The organism is Pusillimonas sp. SM2304, assembly GCF_031628915.1.
Classification (GTDB): Bacteria; Pseudomonadota; Gammaproteobacteria; order Burkholderiales; family Burkholderiaceae_B; genus Pusillimonas_C.
The window spans coordinates 1,359,771-1,376,520 of record NZ_JAVLUJ010000001.1 but is presented as its reverse complement, the minus strand read 5'-3'; the positions used below and the strand labels follow the sequence as shown (position 1 = coordinate 1,376,520).

The 16,750-nt window shown below is 51.4% G+C and carries 15 protein-coding genes; 3 read left to right on the top strand and 12 right to left on the bottom strand.

Annotation, left to right across the window (positions count from 1 at the left end; all coding sequences use genetic code 11):
• Positions 1-118: 118 nt before the first annotated feature.
• The 11 genes from RE432_RS06305 to pseB form a co-directional block, all read right to left on the bottom strand.
• A complete protein-coding gene (locus RE432_RS06305; RefSeq protein ID WP_409079819.1) occupies positions 119-1,393 on the bottom strand; it encodes a lipopolysaccharide biosynthesis protein in 1,275 nt (424 codons plus the stop codon).
• Positions 1,394-1,531: 138 nt separating this feature from the next.
• Positions 1,532-2,617: a DegT/DnrJ/EryC1/StrS aminotransferase family protein gene (locus tag RE432_RS06300; protein WP_310932417.1), complete on the bottom strand. Its 1,086-nt coding sequence runs from the start codon at positions 2,615-2,617 to the stop codon at positions 1,532-1,534.
• Entirely contained in the window at positions 2,614-3,201 is a 588-nt protein-coding gene (wbpD, locus tag RE432_RS06295) for a UDP-2-acetamido-3-amino-2,3-dideoxy-D-glucuronate N-acetyltransferase (RefSeq protein ID WP_310932415.1), read from the bottom strand. The genes RE432_RS06300 and wbpD overlap by 4 nt, the downstream gene beginning before the upstream one ends.
• Positions 3,198-4,142, bottom strand: coding sequence for a Gfo/Idh/MocA family oxidoreductase (locus RE432_RS06290; RefSeq protein ID WP_310932413.1), 945 nt, complete (start codon positions 4,140-4,142; stop codon positions 3,198-3,200). Before RE432_RS06290 ends, wbpD begins: the two co-directional genes overlap by 4 nt.
• A gap of 18 nt (positions 4,143-4,160) precedes the next feature.
• Entirely contained in the window at positions 4,161-4,532 is a 372-nt protein-coding gene (locus tag RE432_RS06285) for a MarR family EPS-associated transcriptional regulator (RefSeq protein ID WP_310932412.1), read from the bottom strand.
• A 253-nt stretch (positions 4,533-4,785) separates the two neighbouring features.
• Positions 4,786-5,850 (bottom strand): pseudaminic acid synthase, encoded by a 1,065-nt coding sequence (gene pseI / locus RE432_RS06280; RefSeq protein WP_310932411.1) that lies wholly within the window; start codon positions 5,848-5,850, stop codon positions 4,786-4,788.
• Position 5,851: 1 nt separating this feature from the next.
• Positions 5,852-6,343: a UDP-4-amino-4,6-dideoxy-N-acetyl-beta-L-altrosamine N-acetyltransferase gene (pseH, locus tag RE432_RS06275; protein ID WP_310932410.1), complete on the bottom strand. Its 492-nt coding sequence runs from the start codon at positions 6,341-6,343 to the stop codon at positions 5,852-5,854.
• Between the two features lie 22 nt (positions 6,344-6,365).
• Positions 6,366-7,478 carry a UDP-2,4-diacetamido-2,4,6-trideoxy-beta-L-altropyranose hydrolase gene (gene pseG / locus RE432_RS06270; protein WP_310932409.1) on the bottom strand — a complete coding sequence of 371 codons (1,113 nt, stop codon included), beginning with the start codon at positions 7,476-7,478 and terminating at the stop codon, positions 6,366-6,368.
• A gap of 12 nt (positions 7,479-7,490) precedes the next feature.
• Positions 7,491-8,189, bottom strand: coding sequence for a pseudaminic acid cytidylyltransferase (gene pseF, locus RE432_RS06265; RefSeq protein WP_310932408.1), 699 nt, complete (start codon positions 8,187-8,189; stop codon positions 7,491-7,493).
• Positions 8,190-8,191: 2 nt separating this feature from the next.
• Entirely contained in the window at positions 8,192-9,346 is a 1,155-nt protein-coding gene (pseC, locus tag RE432_RS06260; protein WP_310932407.1) for a UDP-4-amino-4,6-dideoxy-N-acetyl-beta-L-altrosamine transaminase, read from the bottom strand.
• A gap of 2 nt (positions 9,347-9,348) precedes the next feature.
• Positions 9,349-10,347: a UDP-N-acetylglucosamine 4,6-dehydratase (inverting) gene (pseB, locus tag RE432_RS06255; RefSeq protein WP_310932406.1), complete on the bottom strand. Its 999-nt coding sequence runs from the start codon at positions 10,345-10,347 to the stop codon at positions 9,349-9,351.
• A 338-nt stretch (positions 10,348-10,685) separates the two neighbouring features.
• Here pseB and RE432_RS06250 point away from each other — a divergent pair, with 338 nt between their 5' ends.
• The 3 genes from RE432_RS06250 (at position 10,686) to RE432_RS06240 (ending at position 14,069) form a co-directional block, all read left to right on the top strand.
• Positions 10,686-11,942 carry an O-antigen ligase family protein gene (locus RE432_RS06250; protein ID WP_310932405.1) on the top strand — a complete coding sequence of 419 codons (1,257 nt, stop codon included), beginning with the start codon at positions 10,686-10,688 and terminating at the stop codon, positions 11,940-11,942.
• A gap of 4 nt (positions 11,943-11,946) precedes the next feature.
• A complete protein-coding gene (gene rfbB / locus RE432_RS06245; RefSeq protein WP_310933039.1) occupies positions 11,947-13,011 on the top strand; it encodes a dTDP-glucose 4,6-dehydratase in 1,065 nt (354 codons plus the stop codon).
• Between the two features lie 308 nt (positions 13,012-13,319).
• Complete coding sequence (locus RE432_RS06240) at positions 13,320-14,069, top strand: hypothetical protein (RefSeq protein ID WP_310932404.1); 750 nt, start codon at positions 13,320-13,322, stop codon at positions 14,067-14,069.
• Positions 14,070-14,192: 123 nt separating this feature from the next.
• Here RE432_RS06240 and RE432_RS06235 read toward each other — a convergent pair whose 3' ends face one another.
• Positions 14,193-16,580 (bottom strand): autotransporter domain-containing protein, encoded by a 2,388-nt coding sequence (locus RE432_RS06235; RefSeq protein ID WP_310932403.1) that lies wholly within the window; start codon positions 16,578-16,580, stop codon positions 14,193-14,195.
• Positions 16,581-16,750 lie beyond the last annotated feature (170 nt).

The window sequence follows — 16,750 nt, the reverse complement described above, 5'->3', positions numbered from 1 at the left end:
CCACAAATCCTACGCTCTCTATTTTTGACAGATATTAACGGTACGCCTTACATAGCCTTTTCTGCTCTATATTTCTAAGTTCAGAAGTGCAATTTTTATACTTTGAACAGTAAAACACCTAAGGTCTACTCCATACCTTTAATGAAGTCCAAGGCATCTGAAATGACCTGTTCGCTGCATACCAAGTCAACAAAAATTGGACCGCACCCGCAAGCGCTGTCGCAATCGCAGCACCATGTAGGCCTAGGTAGTCTATAAGCAAGAATAAAAACAACACATTCAATAACCCGCTGATCATTGTCACAACTGACAGGTAAACAGTCTTTTTCGCAAAAAAAACGTAGTTGGTTACCATCAAATACATACCTTTAAATATTTGTCCAAGAAGAAGCCATCCGATTATCTCTTGGGCAGCTTGATAATTTGGCCCAGTTAATATGAAAATAAAGTATGGCCCAACATAAAATCCAACAATAGCCAATCCGAGCAGAAAAACGAAGTATATATATGTCCATTTTACAATTAACTGTTTCTCTTCTATTAGATTACGTGACAGTCTCTCATACAACCAGGGAACAAACGCCTTGTTTATCGCGTCGAAACAGATGCTTGCTATCATCGAAACCTGAATCGCTGCCATATATATGCCAGCCTGCCCCAACCCCAACTTCGTATTTACTACCAAGCGATCTATGGTTAGTAAGAGAAAAGCCCCTGCGACATGTGGAATTAACGGGACTCCAAAGCGGAGCGCCTCTTTGACATGATTTACATGCCAGGAGGTCCCAATCAAATTGCAACGTCCAAGAGAAAATAATGCAACTCCAGCAAACAAAACTGGAGTCCATGCCATCGCGATCAAACGCCCTTCGCCTCCAAGCTTTAATACGATTACCAAGAGTAAAGACAAAGACAAGTTAACCAAACTCTGAGATAATAAAAAGGCGCTGTATTTTAATATCGAATTGCGTACCTGCCACTGCCCCATGCGAATATTAACTACAAAGCTAGCTGCGGACACTATGACAGCAACAAGCAACCAACCATGGTTTAGGCCGAATAGTGTACTCAAATAATCGCTAACAAAAAAAACCAATAAAAAAATTATAGAAGAGCTTAATAATAATATTTGTAAGCAGGCCCCTATGTAATCTTTCAGTTCTGTTTTATCTTCGCTTAAATCATAAAATTTACGTAATGCAGCGCCATGGACACTTAACCCCGTAAATGCAGACAAAGCAGCTACGAAAGTCTGAAACATTGCGACGACCCCGTACTCTGTCGTGGACAAGTAACGCGTCAATATCGGCAGCAGCATAAATGGTATCGCTGCGTTTAGGATGTTGACAATCAAATAGGCTCCGGAGGCCCTCGCTAGCGACTTACTAAGCATCGAAAATATAAATTAATCTTTTACGTTCCTTAGAGAATCCACCATCGCAAGTCAATTTCCGGAGCAGAAGTAACAGCCAAGCTTTAAAAAGATTAATCCAGAAATGGACAGCACAACAAGCCCGACAATAATCGGATCTCATGTCAAACCCAGCGCAGCCGCGATTTTTTTCTGACTCCCTGCTGTCAAATACGGATGCATCGGCAAACTAATCACCCGTTGCGCTAACCGATCACCCACTGGTAGACGAGCAGAACTGTCCGCCACAGCCGGTTGCTTATTCAACGGTATGGGGTAATGCACTGCGGTGGGAATGCCCGCCTCTTTCAAGTTGGCTTGCACAGTCTCGCGATCATCAACTTGTATTGTGTATTGCGCATACACACTAAGGTTATGAGGGTCAACATACGGCGTGGTGTGGATACCAGCGTCCTTTAATAACCGTTCATAATTTTTCGCGACTTCCTGACGCAGATTGTTCTCTTCGGGCAAAATTTCGAGTTTGGGGAGTAAAATAGCTGCCTGCAGGGTATCCAGACGGCTATTCACACCGATACGAATATGGTGATAGCGTCGATCTTGACCATGGCGAGCAATCTGACGTAGCACTACTGCCAAGTCATCATCATTCGTAAAAATGGCACCGCCATCCCCATAGCAACCCAATGGCTTGCTAGGAAAAAAGCTAGTGCACGATACTGTACTTAAATTCCCAGAATGCTTGCCTTTATAGGTAGCGCCAAAGCTTTGTGCTGCGTCCTCAATGACCGGAATGCCGTGCCTAGCCGCAATTGCATTGATCGCATCAAAATCTGCGCATTGCCCGTATAGGGACACTGGAATAATCGCCTTGGTACGCGGCGTAATGGCAGCTTCCAGTGTGGCTGGGTCAAGATTGTAAGTATGAGGGTCAACGTCCACATATACAGGCTTGGCACCTAATACCGCCACCGTCTCTGCCGTAGCTATATAGGTAAAACCTGGGGTAATGACTTCGTGACCAGGACCAATACCGAAAGCCATTTGGGCGATTTGTAGCGCATCCGTGCCATTAGCGCAGCTTATACAGTGCTTAGCGCCGATAAACGCAGCCAGTTTTTCTTCAAGCTCCGCAACCTCTGGACCTAAGATGTACTGACCATGAGCAAGCACCCGCTGTATGCCGGCATCAATCTTGTCTTTAATGCGGGCTTGCTGGGCTTTAAGATCAATAAAGTCAATCATGGCTGCGACGGATACTTAGTTAGTTGTTTGCCGTCTAACTGATACACGGCACCGGTATGCTGGCAAATGGCTTTCCCCTGGCCTTCCAGAGGTAGATTGAGCTGCTCACCAAACTCGCTCATCCAACCTATCTGCTTGGCGGGAACCCCCACTACCAGAGCGTAGTCGGGCACATCCTTATTAATGACTGCCCCTGCTCCCACAAAAGCAAACTCACCCACCGTTACACCGCAGACAATGGTGCAATTCGCACCTAGAGTCGCACCTTTTTTTACAAGAGTGTCACGGTACTCGCTTTTACGTTCTACCAAGGAGCGCGGGTTGTATACGTTGGTAAACACCATGCTGGGCCCACAAAACACCCCCTCTCCCAGGGTCACGTTGTCGTAGACCGAGACGTTGTTCTGTATTTTGCAGTAGTCACCGATAACTACCTTATTACCAATGAATACGTTTTGACCCATTGATACGCCGCGGCCAATCACTGCGCCGCCACAGACATGGACAAAATGCCAGACGCGCGACCCCTCGCCTATTTGGGCACCATCATCGACGATAGCGCTAGGATGCTGGTAATGGTTCATTTTTTCAAGAAAGGGTGATATTCACCCGTAAGCGGGACAATATCGGCCGTGCGAATTGCCGCGACCGTTAAAATCGCCGTACGATTCTCTTCCAATCCAAAGCCACGGCCCGCCAGAATTTCTTCGTAGCTGCGGTTGTGTAAATCAGTAAAGCCACCCGAGAATTCGATCTCTTCACCGTCAACAGTAATAGACCTATAAGTGCGCTGACCAGCAGCACGTTGTGCTTCAGGCACATCTTCAACATCCACCGACAAGAACCAACGTACGCGTGCGTTCTCGTATTCTAAATAGCCTGCCGCCTTCGTATCGGACGAGTGGTGCACGGTATTCGCCTGAAGTCCGCCAAAGATGAAGTGCAGCATGTCGAAGAAATGCACGCCAATATTGGTAGCAATACCGCCTGACTTCTTAAGATCCCCCTTCCACGATTGCAGGTACCAATTTCCACGCGAGGTGATGTAGGTCAGATCCACATCATGCTTGGTGCCATTCTTCTGATTTTTTACTTTCTCACGTAGGGCTACAATGGATGGGTGAACGCGCAATTGCAAAATGGTGTTTACCTTGTGGTCAGTGTCACGCTCGATTTCCTGCAAACCGTCAATATTCCATGGGTTCAACACCAAAGGTTTTTCACAGATAGCGTCCGCCCCCGCACGCAAGGCAAAGCGCATGTGCGAATCGTGCAGGTAATTAGGCGAGCAAATCGACACGTAATCAATCTTTCTGCCGTTATCGGCGCGGCGCAGCTTGTCGATATGCCGATCGAATCGCTCAAACTCAGTAAAAAAGTCCGCGTTGGGAAAGTGACTGTCAATAATACCAACGGAATCGTTTGTATCCATAGCAGCCACCAGATTGTTACCTGTGGCCTTGATAGCTTGCATGTGCCGTGGAGCAATATAGCCAGCAGCACCAATCAGAGCGAAATTTTTCATGTTTTTTGATTGAAGTGATTAACAGTTTTCTTGAGATAGGGGATGCGGAATGTTCTGCATATTCAAGGCCTCTAGTTGCAGCAGCTCGATTTCAGATTTTAGTTTTTCGTACTCATTGACCTTGTGTTTTAAGAATCGAAGCGTCAACTCCACTTTCGCAGTAAAGCCCGTCGGAGTCAGAAGATACGCATAGGCCAGCTTATTGTGGCTATTGCGAAAGTTCTGCATTTTGATAAAACCCTTGTCGAGCAGATGCTTAATGCAATAGTTAGTTTTACCCAGGCTGATACCCAACTCGCGCGCCAAATCACGCTGACTCATGTCTGGATTGGCCTCAAGCAGACGCAGTAGTTTTAAGTGGTGTTCATAGGGCAAAGCAGCATCGATCATAGGAATAGACAAAAGAGCGTTCAACCATTGAACGGAAATGTATCATGAAACAACCTAGCGCACTAGGGCTTCGCTTGTTAAGCTCCTATCCCGCCGCGCTCGCCAATGCATGTGCTCATCCAAAGTTGCGTGAAGGTAACCAAATATGGCGCAAAAAAATACAGGGAAAAAATACTATCTAATCTGACACCATCCTAACAACTTCGCTAGGTCATAGTGTGTCCTAGTGAAGTTGTGAAGATTTAACTGATAGTTACGCTGACGGCTCGATGACCGTTTGGCGAAGTGGCGTGCCGGGCGCAATATCGCATTTTGCGCGTTTTCCCACAACAGACCAATAATGCTTAGGAGCCAAGCCGTAACCTGGCCGTATACTTTTAATATTGTCAGTGGTGAACAATTCACCTTTTTGTATATTCTTTACTACATATAACGACCTACGGAATTGCGCATTCTCCTGTTCGCTGGATTTTCGCCCGTAATCAACCACACCCAATGCCGACCAAGCTGTCTTGCTATCTTTACACAGCGCTTCCAATTCTTTGGGTTCTAGCGAAAAACTGTCGTCCGGCCCGCCACCACTACGGTCAAGGGTAAAGTGCTTTTCTATCAGCGATGCCCCCAGCGCCACACTGGTGATGGCCGTGGTGTTATCAAGCGTATGATCCGACAATCCCGTCACTAAGCCAAAGCGGTCAATCATGTCGGGGATAGTGCGCAGGTTGTAATCAGCGGCTGGAGCTGGATAACCGCTAACGCAATGTAAAATTGCCAACTCTTTACATCCACCTTCGCGGGCGGTATCAATAGCCTCTTGAATCTCTTCGGAATCTGCCATGCCGGTCGAAATGATCATCGGCTTTCCAGTACTTGCCACATACTTGATCAGAGGCAAGTCGATGGCTTCAAAGGACGCAATTTTGTATGCTGGCGCACCAAGCGTTTCAAGCAAATCAACAGCCGTATTATCAAATGGTGAACTGAAGATGGTTATCCCGAGCTTGCGGGCATAAGCAAACAACGACTCATGCCATTCCCATGGCATATGGGCTTGCTGATACAACTCATACAGCGTTCTACCGTCCCATAAACCACCACGAATCTGGAAGTCTTCATTATTGCAATCCAAAGTAATAGTGTCGGCCGTATAGGTTTGTAACTTGACGGCATCAGCGCCTGCCGCCTTTGCAGCTTCTATAATTTTGAGCGCTGTCTCTAATTTACCGTTATGGTTGGCAGATAGCTCAGCAATAATGTATGGGGCATCGCCAGCACTGATCCGCCGACCGGCGATGGTAATGCTAGGTTGAATTAACATTCTAGATATCCTTTAAACGATTGCTCCACTCTTCGGCTAGTAGACCAAAACACACCATAGAATGATAGTTTCTTCCATCAAAGTGCTGGTCCCGCAGTAGGCCTTCCTGCTGAAAACCCAGACGGAGATGAAACTTAATTGACGGCTTATTAAACTCTAGGGCTTGGCCGCATACTTTGTGTAAGTTAAGCAAGCCGAAACCATAGTCCAAAGCGGCCAAACCTAAACTCTGACCTGTACCTTGCCTAGCGTTAGGCGCCAAATAAAAACCCCAGTCAGCCACCTTACCTGATGCCAGGCCACTGAATTGGACAAATCCGTACGGTAGATTATCAATTTCAAAGATCAGTAATTGCTTGTCGCCATTTAATAAAGTACTTCTAAACCAACTACGGTGTTCGTCCATGCTGATCTCGTGCTGGGTAAGCATATAACGCCTGACGTCGGGATGATTACGCCATCCTAGAACGAGCTCTAAGTCTCCTTCCACCATAGGGCGGACACTCTCTTCTCGATCAGAAACTGGACGCATCATTTCCCACCATTCTCTGCGCTACCCTTTGCGCACCTAGTCCATCAGTTACTTTGCTGGCGGCTTCGCTCATTAACACGAAAGCTCTATTATCAAGTAATTGTGCCAGTACCGCCGGTAGTCGTTCAATACTAGTGATATCACCCAGTAAGTATGCTGCATTTGCCGTTGCCAATGCCTCTCCAACAGCCTGCTGGTTAGCAGCCAGGGTTACTAGAATAGTTGGCAACCCCAAGCAGCACCGCTCCCACGACGTCCCGCCCGCAGCGCCGATGGCAATATCACTTTCAGCCATGAGCTGAGCCATATTCTTCACATTGATCAGCACATCTGTAGGCCATGGCATCGTCCTTGCGAGCGCCTGTACTTGCGTTAAAGATGGAGCATTTCCCCCCATTACTACTGTAATCTCACAATCCGACGGTAAGCGGCAGGACATTAGTGCTTTAAGCACCTCCCCCGTAGCATTGGGCTGATCAATCCCCCCCATCGTAATCAGCACCTTGTTCATGGAAGCTGACAAGATACGTCGTGACAAGCTGTATTCCCGCATCTTTGCAAACTCGGGGCGTAGCAAACCATAGCTTGGCCCTATCAAAAGATGGCTATGCTCTGGTAAAAGTCCTTGGTAATCGGATGCAGTTCGTCCCAAATTTTGATCAACAAGCAAATCACATTCGTGAGCACGGTCAGCCAAGTCGTCAATCACAGCTAGCTTCATACATGGGTCGCAGACCGCACGCTCCCAGCGTAAATCCAGCGCGTAGTGGTCTAGCACCAACCAGTCTGCCCGCAAGCCATTTAACGACATGCGTGTTTGCTCTGCATCTACCTGCCAGTCGCAACCAAGCCACGCCGCATGGGACGGCATGACGCCCTTATCGCTGACATACTTATCTTCAATATCTGTTGCGGGTAGCGATGTTACGGTAAATCCACGCTGCTGAATCTCATGAAATAAATTTCCATCATGCGCACGCCCTATGAAATGACACTTGGACCCAGCCTCCGTCAAAGCCTCGGCCAAAGTGAGACAACGCATTACGTGCCCGGTACCGATCTGAATAGAAGCGTCCGTACGAAAAACGACGTTCATGGTGTCCGATATTTAGTCTATTGACGTATTTAGCTGCGCGTTAAACATCCACTCGGCCCGTAGCCAGTCCTCGGGGGTATCGATATCCTGTACGCGATACCTTGGCAAAACCACCGGGACAGAATTAACACCAAAGATTGGCCGGCCCTCCAGCCAAGCATGAGAGGCCCCCCAATAGAACTGTCCTGCGTCATGGAAGGCTTCTTCTAGATCTTGCGAGCGGGTGTGCAAATACTTCGGCTGAAACATGCTCACCCGCCCTTCATTGTTAATACGCACTGCTCTCTGAATCGGAAACGGGTAGCTTGTTACAGAAAAAGCATAGTCACAACCCGAATTGACAAGCTTTTCTAAGCCTTCGGTTATATCGTTCGGGCGGACAAAGGGAGCTGTCGCATAAATACAGCACACAAGGCTCGGCTCCACGCCTTGTTGCTGATGCCAATTTATGGCATGTGCAACCACAGGCACTGTGCCGGTGTAGTCGTCTGACAGGGAGGTTGGTCGCAAAAAAGGAACTTCGGCACCATAGCGTATTGCTATATCCGCTATCTCATCATCGTCTGTTGAAATAACAACACGATCAAAACAGCCGCTTCGCCGGGCGGCCTCGATCGACCAAGCTAGCATAGGCTTACCGCAAAAGTTCTTAATATTCTTTCGCGGTATGCGTTTGCTGCCGCCCCGGGCGGGAATGATAGCCAGCCGCATAACTACAGAGCAGCACGCAAAGCACTTACTACAGCATCTTGTTCATGTTCAGCCAGGCCGGGATACATAGGCAAGCTAATTGCCTCCGCGTAATAACTCTCTGACTCAGCTAGAGCGTCAGTATCAGGGCACAAGTCGCGATAGTATGGCTGCGTATGCACAGGTATGTAATGCACATTAACACCAATTTTTTGCTGGCGTAGGCTTTCGAATACTTGGCGATGTGTCTTATCGATTGCGTTGAGTTTTAAACGGATCACATACAGATGCAAACCTGAGTAGCCATCGGGATGCTGCCACGGGGTGGTAACAGGTAATTCGGCTAGTAGCCTGTTATAGCGTTCAGCCAACTGATGCCTACGCGTCACATATTCATCCAAGCGATACATTTGGCTCACGCCTAATGCTGCCTGCAATTCCGTCATCCGATAATTGAAGCCCAAGTCCGTCTGTTGGTAATACCAAGGCCCGTCAGGCTCATGAGTCATCAAAGCTGCGTCTCGGGTAATTCCGTGACTACGCAACAGATTCATTTTTTCAGCTAGCGCTGCATTATTAGTCAACGCCATCCCGCCTTCAGCAGTGGTGATTATCTTGACAGGATGAAAGCTAAATACAGTGATGTCGCTGTAACGACAGTTCCCAATTGGCTCGCCCCGATATTTACCTCCAATAGCGTGCGAAGCATCTTCGATAATCTTGAAACCATACCGCTTACTGAGTTCATGAATGGCCTGCATGTTGCAAGGCTGCCCACACAAATGCACTGGCACCACGACTTTCGGTAGGCAGCCTGCTTTTTCGGCATGCACCAGCTTTTGTTCTAGTGCCTCGACGGACAAGTTGTAGGTAAGGGGGTCAATATCTACAAAATCGACCCTCGCGCCGCAATACAAACCACAATTGGCGGACGCAACAAACGTAATTGGCGATGTCCATAGCCAGTCGCCAGGCCCAAGCCCCAAGGCCAAACAAGCGATATGCAACGCCGAGGTTGCACTATTGACCGCTAACGCATGGCTAATGCCACAGTATTCAGCTACAGCCTTCTCAAAGCGTGGAACCATCGGGCCTTGCGTTAAGAAATCTGACTGCAGCACATTCAGAACAGCGTCTATATCTGCCTGCGTAATCTCCTGACGGCCGTAGGGAATCATGATTAGATTTTCCCTATTTTTTCATGGTTAGCATCAATCCATGATTGGAGTTCGTTTGGACTCATCCATTCTTTATTACTGTCGCTGGAGTACACAAAGCCCTCAGGAACTTTCCGCCCATCTTTGATACGCAATGGTGATTCGGACCAATTATGGATGGCAGGTAAAATTTTAAAATGCTCTGGGTACTCGTAGGTATAGTGGGCATCCTCCACACCTATCATTTGTTCGTGTAGCTTCTCACCAGGACGGATACCGACGACTTTATGCTCAGCGTCGGGAGCAACAACCTTAGCCAGTTCCGTAACTTTCATTGATGGAATCTTCTTCACATAGATTTCACCGCCTTCCATATCATCAAAGGCGTGCCAAACCAACTCCACCCCTTGCTCTAGAGAGATCATGAAACGCGTCATGCGCTCATCTGTAATGGGCAGAACCCCTGTATCTTTAACAGACATAAAGAACGGGATAACTGAGCCACGCGAACCCATGACATTACCGTAGCGCACAACGGCAAACTTAGTGCCTTCCCCCCCCGAGTAGGAATTACCGGCAACGAATAACTTATCGGAAGCCAGCTTTGTGGCGCCGTAGAGGTTGATCGGGCTACTAGCCTTGTCGGTAGACAAGGCTACAACACGTTTGACCCCCCTATCAATACAAGCGTCAACAAGGTTCATAGCACCATTTATATTGGTCTTGATGCATTCGAACGGATTGTATTCTGCAGTAGGCACTATTTTTGTAGCAGCGGCGTGAACTACATAGTCAACCCCATCCAGCGCACGATATAAACGCTCTTTATCACGCACATCACCAATGAAAAATCGCACACGCGGGTCATCTTTAAAAAGCTTGGCCATCTCCCACTGCTTCATTTCGTCTCGCGAGAAAATGATGACTTTCTTCGGCTTGTATTTAGCCAATGTCATTGGCACGAAAGTATGACCAAAGGAACCGGTGCCACCGGTTATAAGGACAGTTTGACTCTTCAGCATAGCTATTAATTTGTTCCTAGCCGAGGCGACTTAAAAGAAAAGCAAGAATATTGTGACGGGTTGCTGTTGCTTCATTCCATTAAGCAACAGCAATACTTGATGCATTATAAACAATGCATCTGTAGGCGAAACGAGAGAACTCTCACGCCAGCGTATGAAGCATTAAGGTCTCTTTATTTGGCAGCTACCTAACATGCTTTTAATCATTAGAAACTTAATTACATTTGATTCCGGCTACAATTGTGTTGTGGACTCAATGGACTTTATTTCCAATCTCTTCTTAGGTCAATGTGCTCCATTGTATTTAGTCAACCTCTATTAAGCCCTATGCACACCTGATGTTTACCCTAGACTCAAAAAGTAACCAATATTCACTAATAATTTCTTTTAGTGTTTTTTTATTTTACGCGATCAATCAGTCGGTTCCATCGGGCTATTCATATGGTGCCAGCCTGCTGCTGGCAGCGAGCTTTTTTTTTCTCGCCTGTAGACCGGCCCTAGGCCTGACCGCGGAAGATAAAACCTACCTTTATGCATTGATCAGTTTTTTTGCGGTTGCTGTCTTTGTGTGTCTATTACATGGAAATCCCATACGCACATTGGACATGCCCAGCCGCTTTCTGTTAGCCATACCCATTTTCCTGCTGCTGCTGAAGGTGCCGCCACGGCTACCGTGGTTTTGGGCGGGAGTCGCGCTGGGTTCTTATTCCGTCTGCGGGGTGGCGCTATGGCAACTGCATGTCTTGGGTATGCGTGATGTTCAAGGGCTCACCAATGGAGTGCGCTTCGGCGGTATTTCCACCATGTTCAGCGTGCTGTGCATAGCCGGCCTGTTCTGGGCGCAGCGTGAAAACGTCAAGCATGTGTGGCTATGGCGCTTGGCCCTGGCATTGGGCATGGTGGGGGCCGCATATGGCTCGATCATGTCGGGCACCCGGGGAGCCTGGATTTCTATTCCTGTTGTGTTTGTGCTGTTCTGTATTGGTTCGTGCAATAAGCACAATATCTACCGTGTAGGCACCGTCGTGGTGGTATTGCTGGCTGTGGTCAGCGCATGGTATGTGGCCATGCCTAACAACCCGGTCGAAAAGCGCTATGAGCAGGCCGTTAAAGACATCAGCAACTATGTAGAAAAAGACAATGCCAAAGGGTCGATAGGCGCCCGCTTCGAGATCTGGCGCGCCGCCACCATCAATATTCCGCAAAAACCCATATTCGGCTGGGGTGTCGACGAGTATAGGGCTCAGTTGGAACAGCAGGTGGCTAGCAAGGAACTGGATCCGGTCGTGCTGACCCTGGCTCATACCCATAATCTGTATCTGGCAACGCTGGTGTACCAAGGCATTTTTGGCTTGTTGCCGATACTGGCGTTATTTGTTTTCCCTTTCTGGTTTTTCTGCCGAAGACTGCTGTCGGACAACAGAAATGTACGGGTCCTGGCCATTGCTGGCGGCAGCCAATTGGCAGTGTTTGGTATTCTGGGCGCGTCGCACACGGTGCTGTACCGCAATGACTCGCTGCTATTCTTCTTTATCACACTGATGACGCTGTGGGGGTGCATGAAGCGGGAAGAAGCCGGTGGATCCGGCAGATGAGGCCCTGATGAAGATACTGATCACCGGCGGCGCCGGGTTTATTGGCTCGGCGCTGATTCGCCACATTATCGGCAAGACCGCCGACTTCGTCGTCAATGTAGACAAGCTGACGTACGCGGGCAACCTGGAATCGCTGGCCTCGGTGTCGGCAGACAGCCGCTACGCCTTCGAACAGGTCGATATCTGCAACCGGTCCGAGCTGGACCGCGTCTTTGCGCAGCACCAGCCCGACGCCGTCATGCACCTGGCGGCCGAATCGCATGTGGACCGTTCCATCGACGGCCCGGCGGCGTTTATCGAAACCAATATTGTGGGCACCTATACCTTGCTGGAAGCGGCACGCCAGTATTGGCAGACGCTGGGCGAGTCCGCCCGTGCAGGCTTTCGCTTTCATCATATCTCCACCGACGAGGTCTATGGCGACCTGGACGGGCCGCAAGACCTGTTCACCGAAACCACACCCTACGCGCCCAGTTCGCCCTATTCGGCCAGCAAGGCCAGCTCCGACCACTTGGTGCGCGCCTGGCGCCGCACTTATGGCTTGCCGGTGCTGGTGACCAACTGCTCGAACAACTATGGCCCGTTTCATTTCCCCGAAAAACTGATTCCACTGGTGATTTTGAATGCGCTGGAAGGTAAGCCGCTGCCGGTGTACGGGCGGGGCCAGCAGGTGCGCGACTGGCTGTATGTGGCAGACCACGCCCGTGCCTTGTACCAAGTGCTGACCGAAGGCGCAGTGGGCGAAACCTATAACGTGGGCGGGCACAACGAAAAGCAGAATATAGATGTGGTGCGGGCCATTTGCGCCCTGCTGGAAGAGCTGGCCCCGGCCAAGCCCGCAGGTGTGGGCCGCTACGATGAGCTCATCACGTTTGTGACGGACCGCCCCGGGCACGACATGCGCTATGCCATCGACGCCGGCAAGATCCAACGCGAACTGGGCTGGACGCCGCAAGAGACTTTTGAGTCAGGGCTGCGCAAGACGGTGCAGTGGTATTTGGATAACCGGGAATGGTGTCGGCGGGTGCAAGACGGCAGCTATCAAAGGGAAAGGCTGGGGGTAGTTTAGTAGCAGGCTATGGAAGCGTTCCAGCGCTACGTATTTTCCGTCATTGCAGTTACGCCAGTTCAAGGCATAATATAGGCATGTTGCACTTTGCCCAGCTTTCACTAATGGCGTCTTTACCCTCCGGGAATTGTTATGAACAATCAGCCAACTCAAACCCCCAAGCGCCCAAGTAGCAAAGTTGTGTCCAACATTACCGTCGACAAAGACGGCGGAATTCAGCTGAATCTAAACAATCCTGAAACCACCAAAAAGTTTTTGGATATTGTTGACACCTTCCGAAAAGCCAGGCCAGTACCCACTACTCACAAATGAGCATCGGCATCCTGCTGGTCATTTTTGTAACTGGGTTTGTATTCACCAACAACTACCCTCTCGCAAGATTCAAGCAGCTACGATCAACAGGGTGGGATTCATACTCTCATATTGCCTCATGGGGTTTGGTCTTCAGCGCCATTGGTGGAACCCTTGCAGTAGTCATCGATACGTTCAACCTGGTTGCTGCCTCTTTTCAATGGCTCAACAGTAATCTGGTTCAACTTGCCAGTGCATCAAACTTCACCCGGCGGGAAGGCCTATTTGTCATTTGGGCCGTACTAAGCATTGGTCTCGCGTGGAGCTTTGGCTGTCTGTTCAACACTAAAGCATGCAAGAAAAAGGCAGTAGCAAGGTTGGCTGCCGAAAATGCTTTTGAACTAATGCTTTACGATTCCGCCGAACAGGTAAAGCCGGTACTTGTATCGCTAAGCACCAGAAAGGTGTATATCGGGGTGGTCTATAGGGTCAATAATGACGATGCCCTTGGAAAGACCGAATATTTCTCTATTCTCCCCCTATGGAGTGGCTATCGCGATAAAGACTCACTGTCCCTGAAAATTACCACGTTCTACGAAGATCATTATTCCATCGTTCGTGCTCATGGCCCAATGACAAGTGAACGTATTTTTGATCAGTTCAAGATAGTGATCTGCAGCGCTGAAGTCTCTACGTTCTCGTATTTTGATATTGCTGTCTATCATGCCCTGCAGCCCGCAGACAATGCCGCCCCCACCAAGGCTTAATGCCAGCGACGTTGTCGATTCTAGCGGCTATCAACGGGAAAGGCTGGGTGTGGCGACCGAGGCCAGGCAGTAGTTGCCTTTGCTGGCCTCGGCCGCCCCGGACGGCGGCTTGATCAGGAAGCGCTAGAACCGCCAACTCACGTCAAGCCGAGCGCCATGATCCTGCTGGCGCGGCGCATACAGGCCGGCGTACGCAATACCCAGGCTAGCCTGTTTGGCCAGGCGGGCTTCCAGCCCTACACGCAGGGACCAAGCCCGGCGTGCCAGAGCCTGCCCTTCAGAGGTAAACGGCCTTTTCCCGGCGCTGTCGCGAAAGTGCTGGCGGCTGTAGACGCGGACGTCGCCGCCGGCATGGCGCCAGGCCAGTTCGCCCTGCAGGTGGGCGATGCCGCTGGGGGTTTCAACAGTGTGGGCGGCCTTGAGCCCCAGGGTCGAGAACACCACAGAATAATTGGCGCCCTGCACGCGCAATGCGGCGGGCCCGCCCTGCTCGGTGTAGCCTTGTATGCGGGTGTTGACCCAGGCGAGTCGCGCGAACGGCGCCACGCCCGTTGCAGCGCTGCCCGCGGGAGTTTGCCCGGCTTGAACCTGAGCCGAGGCTTGGCGCAGTTGGCGGCCCAGCCACTGCAAGGGCGCGGCGGCTTCCGCAAACAGCTGCAGCGTTTTGCCCCGGTAAGTGCTTGACACAAACCCCTGCAGACCAGGGATGAGCAGATTGCGCTGGCTGTTGATGGCATGCCAGCTATGCGCGGCGCCCGCGATCCATTGCATGCTGTTCCAGGATCCGGCCAGGCCCACGCCTGCATGCTGGCTGTCTATCTGCGCGCGGCTGCTGTGCTGCATGCGCCACATGCGGCTTTGCTGCGCGCCCAGGTAGGCGCTGGCATGCAGGGTATCGCCCACAGGTTGGGTCCAGCCCAGCACCAGGCCGTGGCTGCGGCGTGCGTCGCCGGGCGTGCCGCGATCCGCATCGCGGTGGGCCGAGGCATGAAAGGCATGCTGCCAAACGCGGCGCGCCTGTATCGGCCTGTCGGAGTCAAAGGCCAGCGCGGCTGGACCCGTGTGCTGCAGCGCAGCCAGCCGGATGAAGCGGCTGTCTTCCAGCAGGCGGGAAGCGACAGATGCGCCCCAATTGCCGGACAACTGATTAAGTGCCTCGCGCGCGCCGGGCTTGTCCAGGGTGATGATTGGGTCAATCAGGCCCGGGGGGTCGTTGTCATCGATGGCATGGGCGACCTCTTCTTCGGTGGACGTTTCGCCCGCTTCTTCCAGGGGCGTCTGGTTGCGCTCCAGGCTCAGGTACACATGCTGGCTGTCGTAGCTTAAGTGCGGATCCAGGAATGGCAGGTTGGTGGCGGCCGACGCAAAACGGGTGCCATCGAAACCTTGCTCGGCCCGCACGATGGTGTAACGTGTATGGGCCTGCCAGTCGCCCGCTTGCGCCTGGGCCAGCACCTGGCCGTCCAGCTTTGCGGTTTCCAGCACGTGCAGGCGGCTGGACTGGCCGTCGGCCAGTGCTTTGATTTCCAATGTGGCGCCGGGCTGGAACTGCACGTGCCGGACAAGCAGGCGGCCGGGTGCGGCGCCCAGCCCCGGGGCCAGCGTGGCGCCGTCCCGCAGGGTGGCCGATTGCACGCTGCCCGTGCCTTCCAGGCGGGCGCCCGGCCCGACCAGGACGGAGCCGGCATAAAAACTGCCTATGGCCAGGCTGCCTTGCTTGACCACCGCGGTGGATGGGGTGCTGGCGTAGCCGACCAGATGCAAGGTGCCGGCGCCCAGCTTGACGATAGGCGCCGCCCCCAGCACGCTGCCGGCCTGCGTGGCGATGCCGCTGTCGACGCGCCACTGCACGGCGGGGTCCGGGCCTGGCGTCGCATGCAGTTGCAGGGCGTTGTACACCACGGCGCCGGGCGCATAGCTTAAGGTCGTGCCCGAATACATGTCCAGCGCGCGATAAGACTCGCCCAAGGCGCTATCGCCCTGTACATGCAGCGTGCCTTCATGCAGCCGGGTGTTGCCCTTGTAGCGATTCCGGCCCGACAGAACCAGCGTGCCGCCGCCGTACTTGGCCAGCCCTTGCGCCGAACCGTCTGTGTTGGACACGATGCCGGACAAGTGCAGCGTCGTGCCGGCACCGGTCGTCATGGCGGCCAATGCATCAATATGAAACTCGCGTGCCGATTCAAAGCTGCCGGCGGTGTACAGGCCGTCGCCTTGAAAAACAAAAGGCGCATTGGGGGGACCCAATTGCGCCTCGTCGTGTATCCAGAGTGAGCCGGCAGGGGGTGGCGACCCCCGTGCCAGCGATAGCGGATGGTCTTTGCGCTTGCTGGTGGTGTCCGCCACCGCTGCGGCCAGCGCGGCTTCGGTCAGTACGAACACGACGGCGCCGGCCGCCAGGGCCAGCCCAGTAAAGCGATGGATGGGCTTAGCGCTGGCCTGTGCTGCGGCCTGTCTTCTACTACCTGCCACCAAGGGGCGCCGCACTATGGTTATGTATTCCAAAGTCATGTCTCTCCTCCATTGACAAATATGTCAGGTTTCTGACACAACAGATTATGATACATATTGACGTTTTTTGGAATTTTTTGATTATGGTTTGCACGCTGCCGCAGAAACTGCGCGTCACTGTCTAATATTCCACCATCATCAGCGCTATCTTGTTTTCTTATTAGTCATTG

Bases quoted from the DNA above. Each gene is read 5' to 3' on its own strand.
- RE432_RS06305 (WP_409079819.1), bottom strand. From the start codon at position 1,393: ATGCTTAGTAAGTCGCTAGCGAGGGCCTCCGGAGCCTATTTGATTGTC.
- RE432_RS06300 (WP_310932417.1), bottom strand. From the start codon at position 2,617: ATGATTGACTTTATTGATCTTAAAGCCCAGCAAGCCCGCATTAAAGAC.
- wbpD (WP_310932415.1), bottom strand. From the start codon at position 3,201: ATGAACCATTACCAGCATCCTAGCGCTATCGTCGATGATGGTGCCCAA.
- RE432_RS06290 (WP_310932413.1), bottom strand. From the start codon at position 4,142: ATGAAAAATTTCGCTCTGATTGGTGCTGCTGGCTATATTGCTCCACGG.
- RE432_RS06285 (WP_310932412.1), bottom strand. From the start codon at position 4,532: ATGATCGATGCTGCTTTGCCCTATGAACACCACTTAAAACTACTGCGT.
- pseI (WP_310932411.1), bottom strand. From the start codon at position 5,850: ATGTTAATTCAACCTAGCATTACCATCGCCGGTCGGCGGATCAGTGCT.
- pseH (WP_310932410.1), bottom strand. From the start codon at position 6,343: ATGGTGGAAGGAGACTTAGAGCTCGTTCTAGGATGGCGTAATCATCCC.
- pseG (WP_310932409.1), bottom strand. From the start codon at position 7,478: ATGAACGTCGTTTTTCGTACGGACGCTTCTATTCAGATCGGTACCGGG.
- pseF (WP_310932408.1), bottom strand. From the start codon at position 8,189: ATGCGGCTGGCTATCATTCCCGCCCGGGGCGGCAGCAAACGCATACCG.
- pseC (WP_310932407.1), bottom strand. From the start codon at position 9,346: ATGATTCCCTACGGCCGTCAGGAGATTACGCAGGCAGATATAGACGCT.
- pseB (WP_310932406.1), bottom strand. From the start codon at position 10,347: ATGCTGAAGAGTCAAACTGTCCTTATAACCGGTGGCACCGGTTCCTTT.
- RE432_RS06250 (WP_310932405.1), top strand. From the start codon at position 10,686: ATGTTTACCCTAGACTCAAAAAGTAACCAATATTCACTAATAATTTCT.
- RE432_RS06240 (WP_310932404.1), top strand. From the start codon at position 13,320: ATGAGCATCGGCATCCTGCTGGTCATTTTTGTAACTGGGTTTGTATTC.
- RE432_RS06235 (WP_310932403.1), bottom strand. From the start codon at position 16,580: ATGACTTTGGAATACATAACCATAGTGCGGCGCCCCTTGGTGGCAGGT.